Source organism: Rhodococcus sp. NPDC057135 (assembly GCF_042670865.1).
Classification (GTDB): domain Bacteria; phylum Actinomycetota; class Actinomycetes; order Mycobacteriales; family Mycobacteriaceae; genus Rhodococcus_F.
Window position 1 is genome coordinate 206,515 of the sequence record NZ_JBHUUU010000003.1, and the last position, 19,892, is coordinate 226,406.

The following is a 19,892-nucleotide window of genomic DNA, read 5'->3' on the forward strand; positions in this document are numbered from 1 at the left end:
CCTTATCCGCGAAGGAGTTTGGACAGCTCGTCCAATACGCCTGCGTCCTCGATGGTCGACGGGACCGTGTACTCCTCGTTATCGGCGATCTGCCGCATGGTCTTGCGGAGGATTTTGCCGGAACGAGTCTTCGGTAGTGCGGCGACCACCGTGACGTCCCGGAACGTGGCGACGGCACCGATCTGGTCGCGCACCCGCGCGATTAGTTCCTGTCGGAGAGTTTCGGGATCGATGTCGACGCCGGATTTGAGCACGACGTAGCCGCTCGGCCGTTGCCCCTTGAGTTCGTCGTGAATGCCGATGACGGCGCATTCGGCGACCGCCGGGTGGCCCGCGACGACAGCTTCCATGCTCCCGGTCGAAAGGCGGTGTCCGGCAACGTTGATCACGTCGTCGCTGCGTCCGAGGACGAAGACGTAGTTGTCCTCGTCGATGTATCCGGAGTCGCCGGTGAGGTAATAGCCTTCGAATGTCGACAGGTAGGACTTCACGTACCGATCGTCGTCACGCCACAGTCCGGCGAGTGTTCCGGGAGGAAGGGGCAGGCCGATCACGATGTTGCCCTCGGTGCCCGGTCCCACGAGTTCGCCCTTGCCGTCGACGATTTCGACGCGGTATCCGGGGCAGGCGACGGTGGGCGAGCCCGCTTTGATCTCCATGGGTTCGAGGCCGCGCAGATTCGCGCAGATGGCCCAACCGGTTTCTGTCTGCCACCAGTGATCGACCACCGGGCGATCGAGAACCCGAGTAGCCCACTCGTAGGTGTCGGGATCCAAGCGCTCGCCGGCCGCGAACAGCGTGTCGAGCGACGAGATGTCGTACTTGGCAAGCTCTTTTGCGTCCGGGTCGGCCTTGCGGACCGCGCGGATCGCGGTCGGAGCGGTGAAGAGTGCCGATACCTTGTATTCGGAAATGATGCGCCAGAATGCACCAGCGTCTGGGGTGCCGACGGGCTTGCCTTCGTACATGACCGTCGTGGCTCCGGCGAGCAGAGGTCCGTAGACGATGTACGAGTGGCCGACCACCCAGCCGACGTCGGAGGCGGTCCACCAGACCTGGCCGGGGCTGATGTCGTAAAGATTCTTCATCGTCCACGTCAACGCAACGGCATGGCCACCGTTGTCCCGGACGACGCCCTTGGGCTTACCGGTTGTTCCCGAGGTGTAGAGGATGTAGAGCGGATCCGTCGCGGCGACCGACACCGGGCCGGAAGGGGTGGCATCGGCGATCAGTTCGTCCCAGTCGAACCAGGCTGCGGCACTTGACTTGTAGTCGGCAGCAGCGCCGGGAATCTGCTCACGATTCTTCACGATCACGGTGTGAGCGGGAGTGGCGGACAGTTGCAGAGCCTTCTCGACCATCGGCAGGTACTCGATGGTTCGGCCGGGCTCGAGGCCACCGGACGCCGTCACGAGCACCACGGGGCCGGCGTCGTCGATACGCGTGGCAAGTTCCTTGGCTGCGAAGCCGCCGAACACCACTGAATGCACAGCGCCGATACGGGCACACGCCAGCATGGCGATCGCAGCCTCGGGGATCATCGGCATGTAGATGATGACACGGTCACCCGCGACAACACCCTGATCTTTCAAGACACCGGCGAAGAGTGAGACCTGCTCGAGGAGTTCGGAGTAGGTGTACGTGGCCTTGGTGGGGGCCATCGCGGAGTCGAAGATCAACGCGGTCTGATCGCCGCGGCCGTCGCGGACGTGCCGATCGAGGGCATTGAAGCTGGTGTTGAGCGACGCATCCGGGAACCAGCGATAGATCGGTGCGGCGGAATCGTCGAGGGCTTTCGTGGGCGCGACATCCCAGTCGACGGCACGCGCTGCATCGAGCCAGAACTTCTCCGGCTGATCCATGCTCTCGCGATACGCGTCGGCATACGTGGTGTGGGACGCCTGCTCAGAAGAGCTCATCGACGTGTGTCCTCTCGTGAACTTCGCTAACCCGTGACCTGAAGCACCTTAGGTTACCGCTAGTGCCGTGCGCCTCAGTGTGGGTGCGGGTACCGTCCGTTTGCGCCGGACGGGCCCGTCCCGTCGGCCAGTGGTGCGTCGGTGGGTGGGATAGGCCAAGGACTTGGGCCAGGGACTGAAGGGGGAATCGGTGTGACGGATACGGCGCAACGTGCGGGCTTCTGGGGAGTCCTCGCTCAGCGCGATTTCCGGCTTCTGTGGACCGGCGACGCCGTCAGCGGCATCGGAAACGGTGTCACGACCGTCGTGTTGCCGTTGATCGCGCTTCGCGAATTGGAAGCAAGTAACTTTCAGATCGGTGCGCTGGCCTCGGCGGTGTGGTTGCCGTGGTTGATCGTCGGGCTACCCGCCGGTGCCTGGATCGACCGGCTGCCTCGCCGTCCGATCATGATGATCGCGAACGCTGCGTGCGCGCTGCTCTTCGCGAGCGTCGCGATCGCCGGCCTCATGGGGGCGGTGACATACGGCCACCTGCTTCTGGTCGCTCTGCTCACCGGTACGGCCACCGTTTTCTTCCAGGCGGCCTACCACGCGTATCTCCCCACGGTGCTCGACGAAGCGGATCTGGTCGAAGGGAACTCGAAGATACAGGGCGCCGAGGCCGCAACCCGGGTGATCGGCCCGAGTATCGGTGGACTGTTGGTAGCGACTGTCGGGCTGGCAGCCGGTCTGCTGGTCGATGCGTTCACCTTCGTCTTCTGCTTAGTGTGCATCTGGCTGATTCGTGCGCAGGAAACGGTTGACCGCGGACACGGCGGCCGAGAACCGTTTCGGCGCCAGATAGCGCTCGGACTGCGATTCGTCGCAGCTGATCCGTATCTGCGGCCCATCGTCGTCTACGGGACTCTTCTCAATTTCGGTCTCGCCGGGTACACCACGATCCAGATCGTTTTCCTCGAAAAGACGGTTGGCGTGGGGGAGTTCGGACTCGGACTTCTGTTGGCCATTGCCGGGGTCGGCGGAATTGTCGGGTCGATGGTCGCGCGCCCGCTCGGGCGCCGATTCGGTACTGCCCGAAGCGTTCTCATCTGTCAGTTGGTGACGGGGCCGTTCATCCTGTTGGCACCTCTGACGACGTACGGCGCCGGCCTGTTCTGGTTCTGTGCGGGAGGAATGGTGATGATTGCCGGCGTCGTGTCCTGCAACGTAGTGCTCGGCAGCTTCCGTCAGAGTTACTGTCCGCCGGACCGTCTCGGTCGAGTGGTGGCGACGAGTATGTTCCTGTTGCACAGCACTATTCCGCTGGGTGCACTATTGGCAGGCTTCCTGGGTGATCTCGTAGGTGTGCGCGGAACCATGTGGATCATGGCCGGACTGATCGCGCCGTGCGGATTGGTCTTGCTCTTCAGTCCACTGCGCGGCATCCGCGATCTACCGAGTCGGCCCGCCGAGACACTGCGCTAGAGAATCACCGTGGTGGCGAATCACGGCGGTGAGCTGCTGCGGCCTCTTCGCTTCGAATCGCGATACGAAGAGTCGCCAGCATGAACAGCGAGACGGCAAAACCGAACAGCGCGCCGAACTGGTCCTGTGTGAACAGGTACACCTGCGTCACCAGAAGGCTCACCACGATCGATGCGCGCAGTAGCCGCAAGGCCCGGAGGTACGGACCGCGGAAGAGGAACCACACTCCCAGAACCACAAGAACTCCGGTTGCAGCCGTGGAGATCTGGACGACGAGATCGGAGACGTCGTCAGCTTCGACGCCGTTCTCGGAGACGAGTGCGTAGATCACCTGGACTACCGCGAGGAGGGCCTGCAATACGAACAGCGTCAGTACCAGTCGGCGGACGAGTCGGTGCCCGAGCAGTGCTTCGGCCCGTTGGAAGAACACGTTGCGAGCACGCGTGATCTTCGATTCGATACCGCCGACCGGCGGAGTCTGTGTGTGCAGGCCGGCCTTGATCGAGTCGACGAGGCCGGTGAGGCTGCGGTCTTCGACGCCGTCGAGCACTCGGAGGGCGTGGTTGTACTGGATCTCGTCGAGCTGGCCGAGGGCGAGGTCCGAGAGCGCTCGCGCGCCGATGGCGAGCCGATGACGATCATTCATACCGCGCCGAATCACCACCTCGCGCGCGGCCAGATAGAAGAGTACGAAGACGACGTACATGATCGCGATTGCAGGCTGGTAGAAGTAGTCGACGTCGGCGGTGACAAATTTTCCGACCTCGTCGATGAAGAGGCCGAATCCGATTCCGCCGACGAAGGTCGCCAGATCGCGCGTGCGAGAGCCTTCGGTGATGGCGGTCGAGACGATGGCGACGGCCATCAGCAATCCACCCCACAAAACGTGAGCGATGTGGAGGGAGCCGCCCCCGATCTGGGGATAACCGGTTGCCGCAAGGTAGGCACGGGTGATCAGCACGGTCGCTACGGCGGCGAACAGGAACAGCTCGAAACGAGCGAGTGCCGCACGGTCGTAACTGTGTGGCAGCGTCAGTGCAGTCCGGTCCTTCGTCGTCATTGCGGAACTCCCAGGTTTCGATAGCGCGCGATACGGGAGGACTGGCGATCGGTGTCTGACTCCTCGGCGAGAATGAAGAGTTCGTGCGCGATTGCTGCCCCTACTCTCTTGGAGAATTCCACGGGCTCGTCGGCCGCGTCAGGGGTTTCGGGAATGATGGCGTCGATCACGCCGTCTCGCAGCAGATCCAACGAACGAATTCCCTGCGCTGCGGCCATCTCCGGGGCGTGACTGATGTCGCGATGGACAATCGCGCTTGCGCCTTCCGGCGGCAGGGGAGCGAGCCACCCGTTCTGTGCCGCGAGTACCCGGTCGGCAGGTAGCAGCGCCAGAGCGCCACCGCCGGTTCCCTGACCGAGCAGCACTGACACTGTCGGGGTTTTCAGCGTCACGAGGTCGGCGATGCACCGGGCGATCTCAGGGGCCAGCCCACGTTCCTCGGCTTCCTTGGACAGCGACGCGCCCAAAGTATCGATCACGAGGACGAGCGGGAGTTGTAGTTCTTCGGCAAGTTTCATGCCCCGTCTCGCTTCACGAAGCGCGGCCGGTCCCATCGTGGTGAGCGCGGATTGTCCACTGCGGTCCTGGCCGAGCAGGATGCACGGAAAGCCTCGGAAGCGGGCGAGCGAGAGCAAGATCGTCTTGTCGGTTTCACCCTGCCCGGTGCCGCTGAGTGGTACCTGTTCGGTCGCGGCATGGCGCAGCAACTGCCGGATGCCTGGTCGATCCGCCCGGCGCGAGAGCATCACCGACTGCCAGGCAGGGACATCGGGAATCTCGGGCGAGGGAATCGGGTCCGCGACTGCCGGAGTCGGGGGATCGGTGAGCACGCACAGCGCTCGATTGACCAGTAGTCGGAGGCGGTCCACCGGGACGACGCCGTCGATCACGCCGTTGCGGTACAGGTTCTCGGAGGTTTGAATCCCATCGGGAAACTTTTCGCCGTAGAGGGATTCGTAGACACGGGGGCCGAGGAAACCCACCAGTGCACCCGGTTCCGCGACGGTGATGTGGCCGAGAGATCCCCACGACGCAAAAACCCCGCCAGTGGTGGGATTACGCAGGTACACCAGGTAGGGCAGGTGTGCAGCCTTGTGAACAGCCACTGCCGCAGCGATCTTCACCATCTGAACGAACGCGACGGTTCCCTCCTGCATTCGTGTTCCGCCGGAGGTGGGCGAGGCGAGCAGTGGGAGTTGTTCTGCCGTAGCACGTTCGACGGCGGTCACGATCCGTTCGGCTGCAGCAACTCCGATCGAACCGGCGAGAAAGCTGAATTCGCAGGCAATTACCGCGACCCGACGCCCCCGAACGGTGCCGACACCGGTGACGACGGACTCGTCTACTCCGCTCTTCTCGCGGGCCTTCTTCAGGTCTTCCGCGTACTTCGGCCCAGGCCCGACGTCGACGGGCGGGGAGTCCCACGAGACGAAGCTCTCGGGATCGAGTACCGCAGTGAGTAGTTCTTCGGCCGAGATTCGCACAACGTCCTCCAAGTAAGCAGCACCCCGTCCAGGATGAACCTACCTGGACGGGGTGCCGCCGGGATCGCGTGGCGTCAGTTGTGCGCCGGAGAATCAGCGTCCGAACGCTTCCTTCCATGAAACGACCTTGCCGATGCGAAGGATGGAGCGCTGGTAGATCTTTGCCGCGATCATCGACAACGCAGCAGTCACGACCAGCATCAACAGAATGGTTCCCACGATCTGGAAAGGAGAAGCTACACCGGCGGAAATACGCAAGGGCATGAGGATGGCCGAGAACGGCGGAATCCAACTCAGCACGTTGCTCAGGGTTCCTTCGGGATTGCTCACCGAGACGAAAGCCACGCTGACCATTGCCATGACAAGCAGTGCGAGTGGCATCGCGGTGGCATTGACGTCTTCCTGTCTCGAGACCATGGATCCGGCAGCGGCGTACAGCACGGCGAAGAAGAGGAAGCCGAGAATGAACCACCCGAGAGTGCCGAACAGAACACCGATCGCGGTGCCCGTCACGGTCAGGACACCCGTCGCCAATCCTGTGGCGACGCCCGCGACAGCATAAGCAGCCATCTGCATCAGGCCGACAGCGCCGATTCCGAGAACCTTGCCCCACAACAACTGCAGCGGACGCAGAGTGGAGAGCAGCAACTCGACGACGCGACTGGACTTCTCCTCGACGACGCCCATCGCCACGTACGTTCCGAACAGCAAGATCTGCATGTACAGGAGTACCACGGCAGCGATCGACATCGCTATGCGTTGGCCCTGTTCGGGGTCCGGGGGATCGATGGCATCGATGGTGACCACTGCGGTGGACGTGGCTTCGGCGAGCTGAGCCGGATCGATCCCTGCGGCGGAAAGCGCATTCGACTGTGCCTGTTGTGCAACGGAACTCTCGATGACGGCCCGCAGATTCGTGGGCACTTCCTTCTTGGTCACGACAGTGACGCCGCCACCCGATCCAGCGATCACGGCCACGTCGAGGTCGCCGTCCTTGACCTGATCACGCGCGGTCCCGTCGTCGGAAACCTCCGTCACCGTCACCGGATTTCCGAGGGTGTCGCCGATGGACACCATCGTGGCACTGAGCGACTGGTTGCCGACCAAGCCGATCTTCGACTTGTCCTCGTCGCCACCGGAAAAGAGTGAGAAGGCGATGATGCCGCCGATGATCGCGACCAGAATGATGACGTTGCTGATCACAAAACTCTTCTTCGAGATCTGCGTCATGAATTCGCGTCGAGCGACCAACCCGATGGCTCGACCTCCACTCAACTGGTTGCTCATGCGGCTACTACCTCTCGGAACAGATCGGTCAGTGACGGACGCCGCAGCGTGAACTCGTGCACCGGACCGGTTTTCAACGCTGCATGCAGGATCTGCTGATCGTCGGCGGTGCCGTCGACGCTCAGGAGTGTTCGACCGTCGAGGTGGCTCAGCGTGGTGACACCGATCAGATGGTGTGCCCAACCGACCGGCGCGTCAGGGGCGAAGACTTCGATTCGGCCGTCCCCCTTGCCTCGTAGTTCGTCGACAGTTCCGATCTCTCGCATGCTGCCGCGGCTGATGATGCCCACGCGATCGCACAGGCGCTCCACCAGATCCAGCTGATGGCTCGAGAAAATAACGGGAACACCGGTGCGGGCCTTCTCGACCAACACGTCACTCATGACGTCGACCGCTACCGGATCCAGACCCGAAAACGGTTCGTCCAGAACGAGTACCGAAGGATCGTGAACCAGCGCCGCTGCCAGCTGAACTCGTTGCTGATTACCGAGGGAGAGGGAGTCGACGGTGTCCTTGACGCGTTCGGCGATGCCCAGACGTTCGGTCCACCGCTCAGTGGCCGCATGCGCGTCGGCTTTCGAGAGTCCATGTAGCTCGGCCAGATAGGAAAGTTGCGCGCCCACCTTCATCTTGGGATAGAGGCCACGTTCCTCCGGCATGTATCCGATAGTGCGACGCACGTCGAGGTCGACGGGTTTGCCGCCGAGACGAACTTCGCCCGAATCTGCTCCGAGCACACCCAACGCAATGCGCATCGTGGTCGTCTTGCCGGCGCCGTTACTGCCGACAAATCCGAAGATCTCGCCTGGGCGGACTTCGAAACTCAGGTTGTCGAGTGCAACGACGTCGCCGTAGCGTTTCGAGATGCCGTCGATCGTGAGGGTGGCTGACATGGGTCCTTCCCATCGGTCGAGTGGTGCGCTTCGGTAATACGGGTCAGAGGTCGAACTCTTCCGAATCAATCGGATCCGGGTCTGGATTGGTCCACGAGAGAATCATCGCGGGCGTGCACGCGCCGATCAGCATTGCAGTCAGTGCCAATAAACCTCCCGTGTAAGGCAGCCTCTCTACATTCCACTGCACCGACGAGGTGAAAATGAGGAAAATGGCGACAATGAACACCAACGTTTGGGTCACGCTCAACCCGACGGAACGAGCGTCGTTGCGTTGCTGGATCTCCCATTCGTCGAGAGCGTGCCGCGGCGCATCCCCTTGCCGACCCGACACGATTTGAAGCGAGGACCACGTGGGCAGGAACAACACGGTGAGGATCGGCCAAGCCACCGCGAAGAGCGGATTGAACAGGCACGCTATGCCGACGGCAACCATGGTGGTGAACAGGACTCCGAGGGCGACGACGAGTACGCGCCGACGTCGACGGGTCCGCCAATTCGGGAGCCAATGTCGGAACGTCTCCTCGTTCTGCAGGAACCGCCGAGTGCGGTGGGCCTGGTAGCGGTCGATCAGATTCGATTCAGGCACTTGGCTTTTCACTCCCCTCGATAATGCGGTCAGTCCGGTAGACCTCCGTCGACGGTGCATTCCGGTAGACCTCCGTCGACAGCGGCCCGAACTCCGTCCGCGAGAACACCGCCTCGACCGGTAGGTCGAATACCCAGCAGATCCGAAATGCAAGATCCAGGCTGGGGTAGTGGTCGCCGCGTTCGAGTGCCCCCACCGTCTGCGGATTGACGTCGACGAGTTGTGCAAGCTGGGCCCGACTCATCTTCCGCTCGGCGCGAAGCACTCCGATGCGATTGAAGATAGGGAGCGCGTCTCCCCGCCGGACTGGGCTCATGCATCAAAGTGTTGTAAAAACCCAACAGTTTGTCAACGCGAACCGCGATTGTCCCGCTTCTGGGTGATGCCGGCGGATAGGGTTCGGGCAATGGAAGGGGCTTCACATGGTGGTCGAACAGTTGGTGCTCGAGAAGTCCTGCCTGGTCGTGCAGGTGCGCGAGGACGGTAGCTTCAGCGTGGGACCGCAAGGGTGCGAACCGCTCTGGCGGGATCCGATGGAGAAAGGTGCCGTCATCGGTATCGGTCAGCACACTCCGGGGGATGTCGAAGGTGAGTCATGGTGGGTCGTGTACGGCCAGTCGGACACCACGGGTGACGTCACCGTTCGGCTCGAGGACGGGTCGCACGTGCCGGTTTCGCGTCTCGGCGAGATCTTCGCCAGCGAATGGGTGAGCACCCCGCAGCAGGCGTTGTTGTATCGGTCCGATCGCCCGGTGGAGTCGCAGCCCACCAAACTGTCGGTGTTGTTCGCCAGGCCGAAGTTCATGCCCAGGGCGGCGTTTCCGGAGAATGATCGTTTGTAGGTCTCGCGAGGTCGGCTGTGGAGGGGCGGCCGGGCTCATACTCAAAGTGTTACGGTACGTACTGTACCGTTTGGTGATGACAACTTGGCCGAACGACCTCGCAGTGGCGCAAGTGCGGGTAGCGAGACCCACCGACCGACTCGACGACGTGATTGCGTTCTATCGCGACTGCCTGGGGTTGCCGGAGCTCTACCGGTTTTCCGGGCACGCCGGCTACGACGGGATCATGCTGGGGTTGCCGGATGCGAACTATCACCTCGAATTCACCACCCACGAAGACGGGAGCCCGTGCCCGGCGCCGACGCAGGACAATCTGTTGGTGCTCTACTTTGCCGGCGAGTCGGCGATGTACGAGGTGGTTCAGCGACTGGGTGAGGCGGGGCACGAACCCGTCGAGGCCGAGAATCCGTACTGGGAGGAGAATGCGGGAATGACTTTCGAAGACCCTGACGGCTGGCGGCTGGTGCTCATGCCGCGTCCGGTGCTGTAGATGGTGCGCGCCCGCGACGAGCGGATCGACGATTCAGTACTGTCCGCGACCCTGGAATTGTTGGGGGAGAACGGGTATGCGGAGCTGTCGATCGGATCGGTGGCGACGAGGGCGGGTGTACATCGCCCCGCCATCTACCGTAGATGGCCGTCGAAGCGGCACCTGGTGGTGGATGTCGTCGTGGCGCATATCGGCACTGATCCAACGCCGGACACCGGCGATCTCAGGGCAGACCTGGTCGCCGGCATCACGACATTGGTTGTGGGACTGAGCGAAACGGTAGTTGGTCGGATACTGCCCGCGTTGGTCGTGGATCTGGCCGCGGACCCGGAATTGGCGCGGGATTTCCAGTCGGCATTCTTTCAGCCGCGACGCGATTCCACTGCGGCAGTGCTGGAATCGGCGCGTCTACGCGGCGACATTCGGAGCGACTTCGACCTGGACTTCGTCCTGGACGCCTTGGCGTCGCCGATCTACTACCGAGCGTTGTTCCGTCACTTACCGCTGGACGCGCTCCTGGCTGAGCAGGCTGTCGATTCGGTTCTGCTGACGTTGGCTCCGCACGAGAATCTCTGAAGTCGTTCTGATTCAGTTCAATTCGAGTGGATCGGGTCCGACACGGCTGGCGGTGTTCAACGCTGCGATGGCAGCTGACTCGTCGGCATCGAGTGCGAAGTCGAAGATCGCGGCGTTCTCGCGCATGCGGGCTGGTGTGACCGACTTCGACAGTACGGTGTGTCCCTGCTCGAGATGCCAGCGCAGGATGATCTGCGCTGGGCTCTTTCCGTGTGCTGCAGCAACTTTCCCGATGGTCGGGTCGTCGAGGATAGTTCCCTGTCCCAACGGACTCCAGGCCTCGATTTCGATGCCGCGACTCTGCGCGTACTCCCGTGACACGTGCTGTTGCAGTCTGGGGTGCAGTTCGATCTGGTTGACGGCTGGGGTGATCGAGCTGTGCTGGGCCAGCAGGTCGAGGTGTTCGGGGAGGAAGTTGGAGACACCGATCGCACGGGCGCGGCCGGAGGCGAGAATCTCTTCGAAAGCGGCCCAGGTCTCCACGAACAGGCCCTTTGCCGGCGCCGGCCAGTGGATCAGATACAGGTCGACGTAATCGACGCCGAGCTTGTCGAGGCTCGAGTCGAATGCGGCGAGCGCTCGGTCGTGGCCTTGATCGTCGTTCCACAGCTTGGTGGTGACGAACAGCTCTGACCTCGAAATATCCGAAGCGGCGATGGCGCGGCCGACCCCGGCCTCGTTTCCGTAGATCGCGGCCGTGTCGATGTGGCGGTAGCCGATCTCGAGAGCGGTGGCGGTGACCTCTTCGGTCTGGGCGTCCGGTACCTGGAAAACGCCGTACCCGAGTTGCGGGATGGTGATCGGTTCGCCGGTGGTTCCGTGAGTCAGTGTGCGGTCGGGGATCGACAACATTGAAGAGTGCCTTTCAGGACTGTGTATGGCGGTCCGACCGGGGGATCGTGTCGCCCGTGAACCACCTATGCCGCGCATGCAACTATTGCGTACGCCTGATAAATAGTTGCACACGCGGGTTGTCTGCGCAAGCAGCGCTGTTGGCTACTCCTCGAAGAGTTGTCCGTTCTCCATCCGCCACCGCCGCGTGCTGCGGGTGGATTGGAGCATGCGTCGATCGTGAGTTACGAGGAGGAGGGTTCCCTCGAACGACTCCATCGCCTGCTCGAGTTGTTCGATCGCCGGAAGGTCGAGGTGGTTCGTCGGCTCGTCCAGGACCAGTAGATTCACGCCGCGGGCCTGGAGTAAAGCCAGTGCAGCCCTTGTTCTTTCGCCGGGGGACAGTGAAGCGGCAGATCTGAGCACGTGGTGTCCACGCAGGCCGAACTTGGCGAGGAGCGTGCGGACATCGGCGTCTGGCCAGTCCGGAACCTGAGCACCGAAGGCCTCGACTACTGGTTGATCGCCTTCGAACAATCCGCGCGCCTGATCGATCTCACCGATCGCGACACCTGAACCCAAAGATGCGATGCCCTCGTCCGGGACGAGTTTGCCGAGCAGGACGTTCAGGAGGGTGGTCTTGCCTGCCCCGTTCGCGCCCGTGACGAGAATTCGATCGCCCCAGTCGATTTGCGTCGTGACCGGACCGAACGTGAACTGACCGCGCGTCACCTTGGCGCCGTTTGTGGTTGCGACAACGGAACCGGACCGCGGAGCTGCCGCGATCTCCATACGAAGTTCCCACTCTTTACGCGGTTCCTCGACAACTTCGAGTCGCTCGATGCGGCGTTGAGTCTGGCGGGCCTTCGCGGCTTGCTTCTCCGTCGACTCGGTCCGCAATCCGCGTCCGATCTTGTCGTTGTCCTTGGCCTTACGGCGCGCGTTCCGGACGCCGTGTTCCATCCAGTTGCGCTGCATCTGTGCACGATCTTCGAGATCGGAGCGGGTGCCGGCATATTCCTCGAAGGCCTCGCGTGCGTGCTGGCGGGCTATCTCGCGTTCGGCGAGGTACGACTCGTAGCCGCCGTCGTACACGGCGATGTCCTGTTGTGCCAGATCGAGTTCCACGATCCCCGTGACCGTGCGCGAGAGGAACTCGCGATCGTGGCTCACGACGACCAGCGCCGCTCGGGTCTCGGCGACAAATCGTTCCAACTGCTCGAGACCCCGCAAGTCGAGATCGTTGGTGGGCTCGTCCAACAGGAGAATGTCGTAGCGCGAAAGCAGCAGCGATGCGAGGCCGGCGCGTGCGGCCTGACCGCCGGACAATGCCGTCATGTGAGCGTCGAGGGATACGCCAAGTCCGAGTTCTTCGACTACCTTCTCGGCGCGCTCGAACAGATCGGCGCCGCCCAGCGCGAGCCAGCGTTCGAGCGCCGGGGAGTACAGATCCTCTTCGGCTTCAGCCAGCGTTTCGGCCGCGGTGTTCATAACCGCCTCGGCGTGCGCGACCCCGGTGCGTCGGCCGAGGAACTCGAGGACGGTCTCACCCTCGATGCGGTCGGGTTCCTGCGCGAGGTAACCCACCGCAGCGTCTGGTGGGCTGAGGATGATCGAACCCTCGACGTCGGCGGTTCCGATTCCGGCCAGTGCAGTGAGAAGCGTCGACTTGCCGGCGCCGTTCGCCCCGACGAGGCCGATGACGTCGCCGGGCGCCACCGTCAGATCGAGGTCGGAGAACAGGGTGCGTTCTCCCCGGGAGGCAGAGAGGCCGCTGATGCGCAGTGTTGCAGTCACCCGAGAAGTATCCCTGGTGCTGTGCGCCCGTGTTAATCGGTGCTGTGCGCCTTTATTAACCGCGGGCGGTTAATAAAGGCGCACAGCATTTAGTCCCGAATCAGGTGATACCAGCACGGATGTGCCGCACGGACCGGAAGTGGCGATTCGCTCACGTCCGCGGCCATGCTCGAGGCCGTCGACCAACCGTCGAATGCGCGCATGACGTCTTCTTCGGAGACGCCGTGTGGCATCGGCCAGCGGTGACCTGGCCCGAACGCGAACATGACCATGGACGCGCCCGGCGCGGTGATCGCGTTGACCGACCTCCCGTAGTCCCGTCGTTGATGTTCGGACAGCCCGTGAAAGCAGCCGATGTCGAGCACCAGCATGTGCCCACCGTCGACGGCTATGTGCAGGTCTGCCGCGTCCTCGTGGAGAAACCTGACGTCGACGTGGGCTTCACGTGCATGAACGCGCGCTTTGTCCAACGGCTCCTGCTCGGCGTCGACGCCGGTGACGTGCCAACCGCGCTGCGCCAGCTCGATCGAATGACGTCCGGTGCCGCAGCCGATATCGAGGGCACGGCCACCTTCCGGAACAGGAATCGCGTCGAGAAGTCCGGACAGTTGAGCGTCGAACCCGTGCCCGGTGTGCTCCCACGGAGTGACGCCGACCTTGTAGGCGAGACGATATGAAAGATTCATCGCTCTCTCTTTTCTCGAGGCGATTCCAATACTTGTCTTCCAAGGTAGACCGGCATTTCGGGGGGTACAAGGGCACTCCCCGGATGTTCAGCGGGGAATGCCTCCGTGCTCTGACGCGTTGGTTCCGAATATGACCGAAACCAACGATGTGACCTCCGTACCGACAATTGTTCTGAACGACGGTAAGACGATCCCCGCACTGGGATTCGGTGTGTTCCAGGTTCCGGACGACGAAACGCAGGAAGCCGTCTCCACCGCCCTGAAGACCGGCTACCGCAGTATCGACACCGCCAAGATCTACGGCAACGAGGTGGGCGTCGGCCGCGCTATCGCCGAATCCGGCATCGCCCGCGAAGACCTCTTCATCACGACGAAACTGTGGAACGACGACCAGGGCTACGACTCGACGCTTGCCGCATTCGACGCCAGCCTCGACAAGTTGGGTCTCGACTACCTCGATCTGTACCTGATCCACTGGCCGGTTCCGTCCAAGGACCTGTACGTCGAGACGTTCAAGGCATTCCAGAAGCTCAAGGCCGACGGACGGGTTCGTTCCATCGGTGTCTCCAACTTCACCATCGAGAACCTCGAGCGTGTCATCGGTGAAACCGGTGAGGTGCCGGTCCTCAATCAGATCGAGCTCCACCCCAAGTTCAACCAGGCAGAACTGCGCGCCTTCCACACCGGCAAGGGAATCGCGACGGAAGCGTGGAGCCCGCTCGGCCAGGGAACCGTTCTCGGCGACCCCGTCATCACTGCCATCGCCGACGCTCATGGCGTCACCGCGGCGCAGGTCATCATTCGCTGGCACCTGCAGATCGGCAACGTGGTGATCCCGAAGTCGGTGACCCCCGATCGTATCGCCGCCAACTTCGATGTCTTCGGCTTCGAACTGACTCCGGAACAGATCAACGCGGTCGGCGCTCTCGACGACCCAGCCGGCCGTATCGGCCCCGACCCGGTCACGCTCGGCAGCTAGAACTTCCCATAGACCTTGAACGGCACTCCCGCAATCGCGGGAGTGCCGTTTTGTCGTACGAGGTCAGTTCAGGTGTGTGCGATGTTCTGCAGTGAATGCGATGTGCTCGTCCGTGCGTCCGGTGCGGAGCTTGTCGACCCACTCGGGATCGGCGAGCAGTGCGCGTCCGATGGCAACCATGTCGAATTCACCGTTCTCGTACTGAGCTTCGAGACGCTCCAGTCCGGTGACAGCCGATGCAGCGTCGCCGGTGAATGCCGTTGTGAACACGGAATCGAGTCCGACCGAACCGACGGTGATGGTCGGCAACCCGGTCAGCTTCTTGGTCCAACCGGCGAGGCCGAGTTTGCCGTCTTCACCGTCGAGCTCAGCGAATGCCGGTTCCCAATGACGCCTCGTCGACGGATGCAGGACGTCGACGCCGGCGTCGACCAGGGGAGTGAGGATGCGGCCGAGTTCTGCCGGGCTCTGCGCGATACGAGCGTCGTACTGACCGGACTTCCACTGCGAGAATCGGTAGACGATCGCGAACTCGTTCCCGACTGCCTCTCGGATTGCGGCGACGACCTCGGCCGGGAAACGGGTGCGAGCCTCGAGTGATCCGCCGTATCCGTCGGTCCGGACATTGGTTCCTTCCCAGAGGAATTCGTCGAGCAGGTAGCCGTGCGCGCCGTGCAACTCGAGACCGTCGAAGCCGGTGTTCTTCGCGTTGAGCGCGGCGTCCACCCACGACTGCTTCAAGTTGTCGAGATCCGACGTGGTGAATTCGCGTCCCAAACGGGTGCCGTCCAGCGCCAAACCGGAGGGGCTGACGGTTTCGACCTCGGGGTTCAGACGCGAGTTCTCACCGCGCTCGACTCCGAGGTGCCACAGCTGAGGAATGATCGATCCGCCCTCGGCGTGGACTGCGTCGACCACTGACTTCCAGCCGCCCAGGCTCGAATCACCGTAGATGCGCGGTACGCGGGTGTGCGGGCCGGCTGCCGGGTCCGGGATGTACGTGCCTTCGGTGATGATCAAGCCGACACCACCTGCTGCGCGACGACGGTAGTACTCGGCCACGTCGGCGCCGGGGATTCCGTCCGGCGAGAAGGCGCGCGTCATCGGGGCCATGGCGAAACGGTTGCGCAACGAGAGTGATTTGACCTCGAAAGGCTCGAAGAGGCCGCGCAACGCGGAGGCCTCGGGTGCTGTCGATGTGTCGGGAAGAGTCACGGGTTTGATCAACACAGCGGACCCTCGACCTATTCCGCCGCATGAGTTTATCTCCCTGAAATCTACAAAAGGTTGCGTACGTTCGGTTTTCGTTCAGTATCTATGTAGACCCAACTTAGTTTGTGCATTAACTATTAACATGCGATATGGTCGTGCAGAAAGTTTCTGAGGGCGGTATCGAGCACGAAAGAGGACGCGCGAGCATGACAACGACGGTGCCGAACGAGCGGGCCGGAGAGCTGGAGCCGATTCCGGAGCGGCCGTATCCGAAGCGTCGTGATCCCAAGGGGTCGTGGATGCTCGAGATGATCAAGACGACCGATCACAAGAAGATCGGGATCATGTATTTGATCACTGCGTTCGTGTTCTTCCTGATCGGCGGTCTGATGGCGCTGTTCATGCGCGCAGAACTGGCCGTTCCCGGGATGCAGTTCCTCTCCAACGAACAGTTCAATCAGCTGTTCACCATGCACGGCACGATCATGCTGCTGCTGTACGCGACCCCAGTCGTCTTCGGGTTCGCGAACTACATACTTCCGCTGCAGATCGGTGCACCCGACGTGGCGTTCCCGCGTCTGAACTCATTCGGGTTCTGGCTCTTCACTTTTGGTGGCCTCATCGTCCTCGGCGGATTCCTCACGCCGGGCGGCGCCGCCGACTTCGGTTGGACGGCGTACACCCCGCTCTCCGGCGCGGTACACAGCCCCGGCGTCGGAGCTGACCTGTGGGTCTTCGGTCTGACGGTTGGTGGCCTCGGCACCATTCTCGGTGCGGTCAACATGATCACCACCGTGATCTGCCTGCGAGCACCCGGCATGACGATGTTCCGCATGTCCATCTTCACCTGGAACATCTTCATCACCAGTATCTTGATCTTGATGGCGTTCCCGCTCCTGACCGCCGCGTTCATGGGTCTGTTCGTCGACCGTCACCTCGGTGGGCACATCTTCGACCCGGCATCGGGCGGAGTTCTGTTGTGGCAGCACCTGTTCTGGTTCTTCGGTCACCCTGAGGTGTACATCATCGCGTTGCCGTTCTTCGGAATCGTCTCGGAGATCTTCCCGGTCTTCAGTCGTAAACCGATCTTCGGTTACACCGGATTGGTCTATGCGACGCTCGCGATTGCTGCCCTCTCGATCGCGGTATGGGCTCACCACATGTACGCGACGGGTGCTGTTCTCCTGCCGTACTTCTCGTTCATGACGTTCCTGATCGCCGTGCCGACCGGTGTGAAAATCTTCAACTGGATCGGAACGATGTGGAAGGGGCAGTTGACTTTCGAGTCGCCGATGCTGTTCTCGGTGGGCTTCCTGATCACCTTCCTCTTCGGTGGTCTGTCGGGTGTCATCCTCGCGAGTCCGCCGATCGACTTCCATGTCACCGACACGTATTTTGTTGTGGCCCACTTCCATTACGTGGTCTTCGGCACGGTCGTGTTCGCCACCTATGCCGGCATCTACTTCTGGTTCCCGAAGATGACGGGGCGTCTGCTCGACGAGCGGTTGGGCAAGTGGCACTTCTGGACCACGTTCGTCGGTTTCCACGGCACGTTCCTCGTGCAGCACTGGCTCGGCGGCGAGGGCATGCCGCGTCGTTACGCCGACTACCTGTCCTCGGACGGATTTACCGTGCTCAACTCGGTGTCCACGATCTTCGCCTTCGTGCTCGGTGCGTCGACGCTGCCCTTCCTGTGGAACGTCTTCAAGAGTTACCGCTACGGCGAAGTTGTCACCGTCGACGATCCGTGGGGCTACGGAAACTCGCTGGAGTGGGCGACAACCTGCCCACCGCCGCGTCACAACTTCACCGAGCTGCCGCGCATCCGCAGCGAACGCCCGGCCTTCGAACTGCACTACCCACACATGGTCGAGCGAATGAGGGCGGAAGCGCACGTGGGTCTCACCGGGCAACCCACGTCGACGTTGGAGAAGAGTGACGATCATCGCCAAATTGATTAGTGCAATAATAGTTACTGCACTAATTAATCTGATAGCATCGGATTCATGACGACGAAGGCTCCGCAGACGCAGATGGACGATCCGCTGGCTCTCGACCGGCAGGTGTGCTTTGCGCTTGCGGTCGCGAACCGGGCGGTGCTGTCCGTCTACCGGCCACTGCTCGAGCCGATGGGCCTCACGCATCCCCAGTATCTGGTGATGCTGGCACTGTGGGGAAAGTCGCCGATGGCGGTCAAGGAGATCGGGCAGGCACTGCAGCTCGATTCGCCGACGCTGTCGCCGCTCCTTAAGCGACTCGAGGCGTCCGGGTTGATCACGCGAACCCGTAGCCGCGCCGACGAACGTCAACTGGACGTGGACCTCACCGAAGCGGGTGTGGCGCTGCGCACGGAGGCGGAGAAGATCCCCCCGGCGGTTGTCGCGAAGCTCGGCGTGAGCCTCGCCGAACTCGAAGAACTCCACAACGTTCTGACGCGGGTCAACGAGGCCGCGCTCCGCGCCGGAGCCTTGGACCAATGAGAGAAATGTGATGACTGCATCCGAAAGAAACGTGATGACTGCGTCAGTACCGTCGATGCGTACCGAACAGGTGACTTCCGTGACTTCCAAAAAGCAACGTACGAGCCCGAATCCCTTTCAGTGGTTGGGCTATTCAGTGGGGCGCAAGCTGCCCGATTCCATGCAGGAGTGGGTGCGAAACGACCTGATCGGTGACTGGGCTGTGCCGCGTCACCTGATCCGCAGCATGGTGCCGTTCATTCCAGTCTTCGCGGCCTTCATGCTCTTCCCCGGGCCGTTGGCCCTGCGGGCATCGATGGTGCTGCTCGGAGTACTTCTGGCACTGTTCTATTCGGTCTCCTACATGGCTCAGAACAGGTCGCGTCGCCTGGAGCGTCACGGTTTGCCTTCCGACCTCGAGAACCCGAAAAAGATCTCGCGCCACGACGCCGAGAAGGCCGCCTACGAGAAGTTGCACGGCGGCCCCGCGACGTAGTCGGCGCCCCCGACGTAAACGGTTGTACCCGACGGTTCGGTCGACTCGGTCGCAAGGGCAACCGCCGTCGCGAATTCGCGGATGGTCGGTAATGAGCCTGCAAGTTCTCGTCGCTGATCGACCAAGTCGGGTTCACGGCGCGCGAGCAGTGTGACGACAGTAGTGCCTTCGATCATGTCGCCGGAGACGACGGCCAGTCGGATTCCGCGATTGTTCAGATTCGGAATTCGTCCGCGAAGCGCGTCTTCGCCCGCACGCTTACTTCTCGCGATCGGTTCGTACTGCTTGGGAACGGGCCTCTGGCCGTAGAAATGCGATTGATGGCTCGTGACGAAGACGATTCGTCCTCCTCGCCTCAGATGTATTGATGCGCGATCGGCAAGTGAAATTTGTGCATCGCGATTCAGCGTCATGGCGTAGTCGGAGGCGGCACCTAATTCCAAACCTCCCGAAGCGTTCAAAACGATGGAATCGAGCGCACCGTAGCGACGCTCGATCTCTTCAAACATGTCGTCGACCTCGGCTTCATCAGTGAGGTCAGCGCGCACCGCCCATGCGCTGCCTCCTGCGGCAGTGATCTCGCTGACGATGGTTTCGGCCCGCTTTGCCTTCTCGCGGAAATTTACGACAACAGTGGCCCCCGACTGTCCCAGAATCCTTGCAGTTTCAGCACCGACCCCGCGCGATGCTCCGGTGACAAGAATGACCCGGCCGTGGCGCTCACTCGAACATGCAGTGTGTTCGGACATTATCTGATCCCCCTCGGTCGGCGAACTCCCCTGCCCGCTTCTGATTTAGAACCACTATGGTAGTTCGAAATGAGAAGCG

General features: G+C 62.1%; 20 protein-coding genes. 8 read left to right on the forward strand and 12 right to left on the reverse strand.

Annotation, left to right across the window (positions count from 1 at the left end; translation table 11 throughout):
* Positions 1–2 precede the first annotated feature (2 nt).
* Positions 3–1,919 carry a propionyl-CoA synthetase gene (locus ACFT1A_RS06420; RefSeq protein WP_378446286.1) on the reverse strand — a complete coding sequence of 639 codons (1,917 nt, stop codon included), beginning with the start codon at positions 1,917–1,919 and terminating at the stop codon, positions 3–5.
* Positions 1,920–2,111: 192 nt separating this feature from the next.
* On the opposite strand from ACFT1A_RS06420, the gene ACFT1A_RS06425 reads away from it, so the two are divergent.
* Positions 2,112–3,383 (forward strand): MFS transporter, encoded by a 1,272-nt coding sequence (locus tag ACFT1A_RS06425; protein WP_378446287.1) that lies wholly within the window; start codon positions 2,112–2,114, stop codon positions 3,381–3,383.
* Between the two features lie 4 nt (positions 3,384–3,387).
* On the opposite strand, the gene ACFT1A_RS06430 is transcribed toward ACFT1A_RS06425, so the two are convergent.
* The 6 genes from ACFT1A_RS06430 to ACFT1A_RS06455 all read right to left on the reverse strand — a co-directional run bounded on the left by ACFT1A_RS06430 (position 3,388) and on the right by ACFT1A_RS06455 (position 9,012).
* Positions 3,388–4,443: a hypothetical protein gene (locus ACFT1A_RS06430; protein WP_378446288.1), complete on the reverse strand. Its 1,056-nt coding sequence runs from the start codon at positions 4,441–4,443 to the stop codon at positions 3,388–3,390.
* Positions 4,440–5,927 carry a carboxyl transferase domain-containing protein gene (locus ACFT1A_RS06435; protein ID WP_378446289.1) on the reverse strand — a complete coding sequence of 496 codons (1,488 nt, stop codon included), beginning with the start codon at positions 5,925–5,927 and terminating at the stop codon, positions 4,440–4,442. Before ACFT1A_RS06435 ends, ACFT1A_RS06430 begins: the two co-directional genes overlap by 4 nt.
* A gap of 93 nt (positions 5,928–6,020) precedes the next feature.
* Positions 6,021–7,214: an ABC transporter permease gene (locus ACFT1A_RS06440; RefSeq protein WP_003940506.1), complete on the reverse strand. Its 1,194-nt coding sequence runs from the start codon at positions 7,212–7,214 to the stop codon at positions 6,021–6,023.
* Positions 7,211–8,107, reverse strand: coding sequence for an ABC transporter ATP-binding protein (locus ACFT1A_RS06445; RefSeq protein ID WP_003939757.1), 897 nt, complete (start codon positions 8,105–8,107; stop codon positions 7,211–7,213). The genes ACFT1A_RS06440 and ACFT1A_RS06445 overlap by 4 nt, the downstream gene beginning before the upstream one ends.
* A gap of 43 nt (positions 8,108–8,150) precedes the next feature.
* Positions 8,151–8,696, reverse strand: coding sequence for a hypothetical protein (locus ACFT1A_RS06450; protein WP_378446290.1), 546 nt, complete (start codon positions 8,694–8,696; stop codon positions 8,151–8,153).
* Complete coding sequence (locus tag ACFT1A_RS06455) at positions 8,689–9,012, reverse strand: helix-turn-helix transcriptional regulator (RefSeq protein ID WP_378446291.1); 324 nt, start codon at positions 9,010–9,012, stop codon at positions 8,689–8,691. Before ACFT1A_RS06455 ends, ACFT1A_RS06450 begins: the two co-directional genes overlap by 8 nt.
* Before the next feature lie 106 nt (positions 9,013–9,118).
* On the opposite strand from ACFT1A_RS06455, the gene ACFT1A_RS06460 reads away from it, so the two are divergent.
* From ACFT1A_RS06460 to ACFT1A_RS06470, 3 genes are all read left to right on the forward strand, one after another.
* On the forward strand, positions 9,119–9,538 hold the full coding sequence (locus tag ACFT1A_RS06460) for a hypothetical protein (protein ID WP_378446292.1): 420 nt from the start codon (positions 9,119–9,121) through the stop codon (positions 9,536–9,538).
* A gap of 76 nt (positions 9,539–9,614) precedes the next feature.
* Positions 9,615–10,028, forward strand: coding sequence for a VOC family protein (locus ACFT1A_RS06465; protein WP_378446293.1), 414 nt, complete (start codon positions 9,615–9,617; stop codon positions 10,026–10,028).
* Positions 10,029–10,604, forward strand: coding sequence for a TetR/AcrR family transcriptional regulator (locus tag ACFT1A_RS06470; protein ID WP_378446294.1), 576 nt, complete (start codon positions 10,029–10,031; stop codon positions 10,602–10,604).
* A 12-nt stretch (positions 10,605–10,616) separates the two neighbouring features.
* Here the strand turns inward: ACFT1A_RS06470 and ACFT1A_RS06475 are convergent, their stop codons facing one another.
* The 3 genes from ACFT1A_RS06475 to ACFT1A_RS06485 all read right to left on the reverse strand — a co-directional run bounded on the left by ACFT1A_RS06475 (position 10,617) and on the right by ACFT1A_RS06485 (position 13,918).
* The gene (locus ACFT1A_RS06475; RefSeq protein ID WP_378446295.1) at positions 10,617–11,456 is read right to left on the reverse strand and encodes an aldo/keto reductase; all 840 of its coding nucleotides are present in this window, start codon (positions 11,454–11,456) and stop codon (positions 10,617–10,619) included.
* 144 nt (positions 11,457–11,600) lie between these two features.
* Positions 11,601–13,232 carry an ABC-F family ATP-binding cassette domain-containing protein gene (locus ACFT1A_RS06480; protein WP_378446296.1) on the reverse strand — a complete coding sequence of 544 codons (1,632 nt, stop codon included), beginning with the start codon at positions 13,230–13,232 and terminating at the stop codon, positions 11,601–11,603.
* A gap of 89 nt (positions 13,233–13,321) precedes the next feature.
* Positions 13,322–13,918 (reverse strand): class I SAM-dependent methyltransferase, encoded by a 597-nt coding sequence (locus tag ACFT1A_RS06485; RefSeq protein ID WP_378446297.1) that lies wholly within the window; start codon positions 13,916–13,918, stop codon positions 13,322–13,324.
* A 130-nt stretch (positions 13,919–14,048) separates the two neighbouring features.
* On the opposite strand from ACFT1A_RS06485, the gene ACFT1A_RS06490 reads away from it, so the two are divergent.
* A complete protein-coding gene (locus tag ACFT1A_RS06490) occupies positions 14,049–14,897 on the forward strand; it encodes an aldo/keto reductase (protein ID WP_378446298.1) in 849 nt (282 codons plus the stop codon).
* Positions 14,898–14,960: 63 nt separating this feature from the next.
* Here ACFT1A_RS06490 and ACFT1A_RS06495 read toward each other — a convergent pair whose 3' ends face one another.
* Positions 14,961–16,112: an NADH:flavin oxidoreductase gene (locus tag ACFT1A_RS06495; protein WP_378446299.1), complete on the reverse strand. Its 1,152-nt coding sequence runs from the start codon at positions 16,110–16,112 to the stop codon at positions 14,961–14,963.
* Positions 16,113–16,315: 203 nt separating this feature from the next.
* On the opposite strand from ACFT1A_RS06495, the gene ctaD reads away from it, so the two are divergent.
* The 3 genes from ctaD to ACFT1A_RS06510 are packed head-to-tail and all read left to right on the forward strand — an operon-like array spanning position 16,316 to position 19,064.
* Entirely contained in the window at positions 16,316–18,070 is a 1,755-nt protein-coding gene (ctaD, locus tag ACFT1A_RS06500) for a cytochrome c oxidase subunit I (protein ID WP_378446300.1), read from the forward strand.
* Positions 18,071–18,115: 45 nt separating this feature from the next.
* A complete protein-coding gene (locus ACFT1A_RS06505) occupies positions 18,116–18,589 on the forward strand; it encodes a MarR family winged helix-turn-helix transcriptional regulator (protein WP_378446301.1) in 474 nt (157 codons plus the stop codon).
* Between the two features lie 55 nt (positions 18,590–18,644).
* On the forward strand, positions 18,645–19,064 hold the full coding sequence (locus ACFT1A_RS06510) for a DUF5313 family protein (protein ID WP_378446542.1): 420 nt from the start codon (positions 18,645–18,647) through the stop codon (positions 19,062–19,064).
* Here ACFT1A_RS06510 and ACFT1A_RS06515 read toward each other — a convergent pair.
* Entirely contained in the window at positions 19,031–19,813 is a 783-nt protein-coding gene (locus ACFT1A_RS06515; protein ID WP_378446302.1) for an SDR family oxidoreductase, read from the reverse strand. The two genes, ACFT1A_RS06510 and ACFT1A_RS06515, sit on opposite strands and share 34 nt — an antisense overlap.
* Positions 19,814–19,892: the final 79 nt, after the last annotated feature.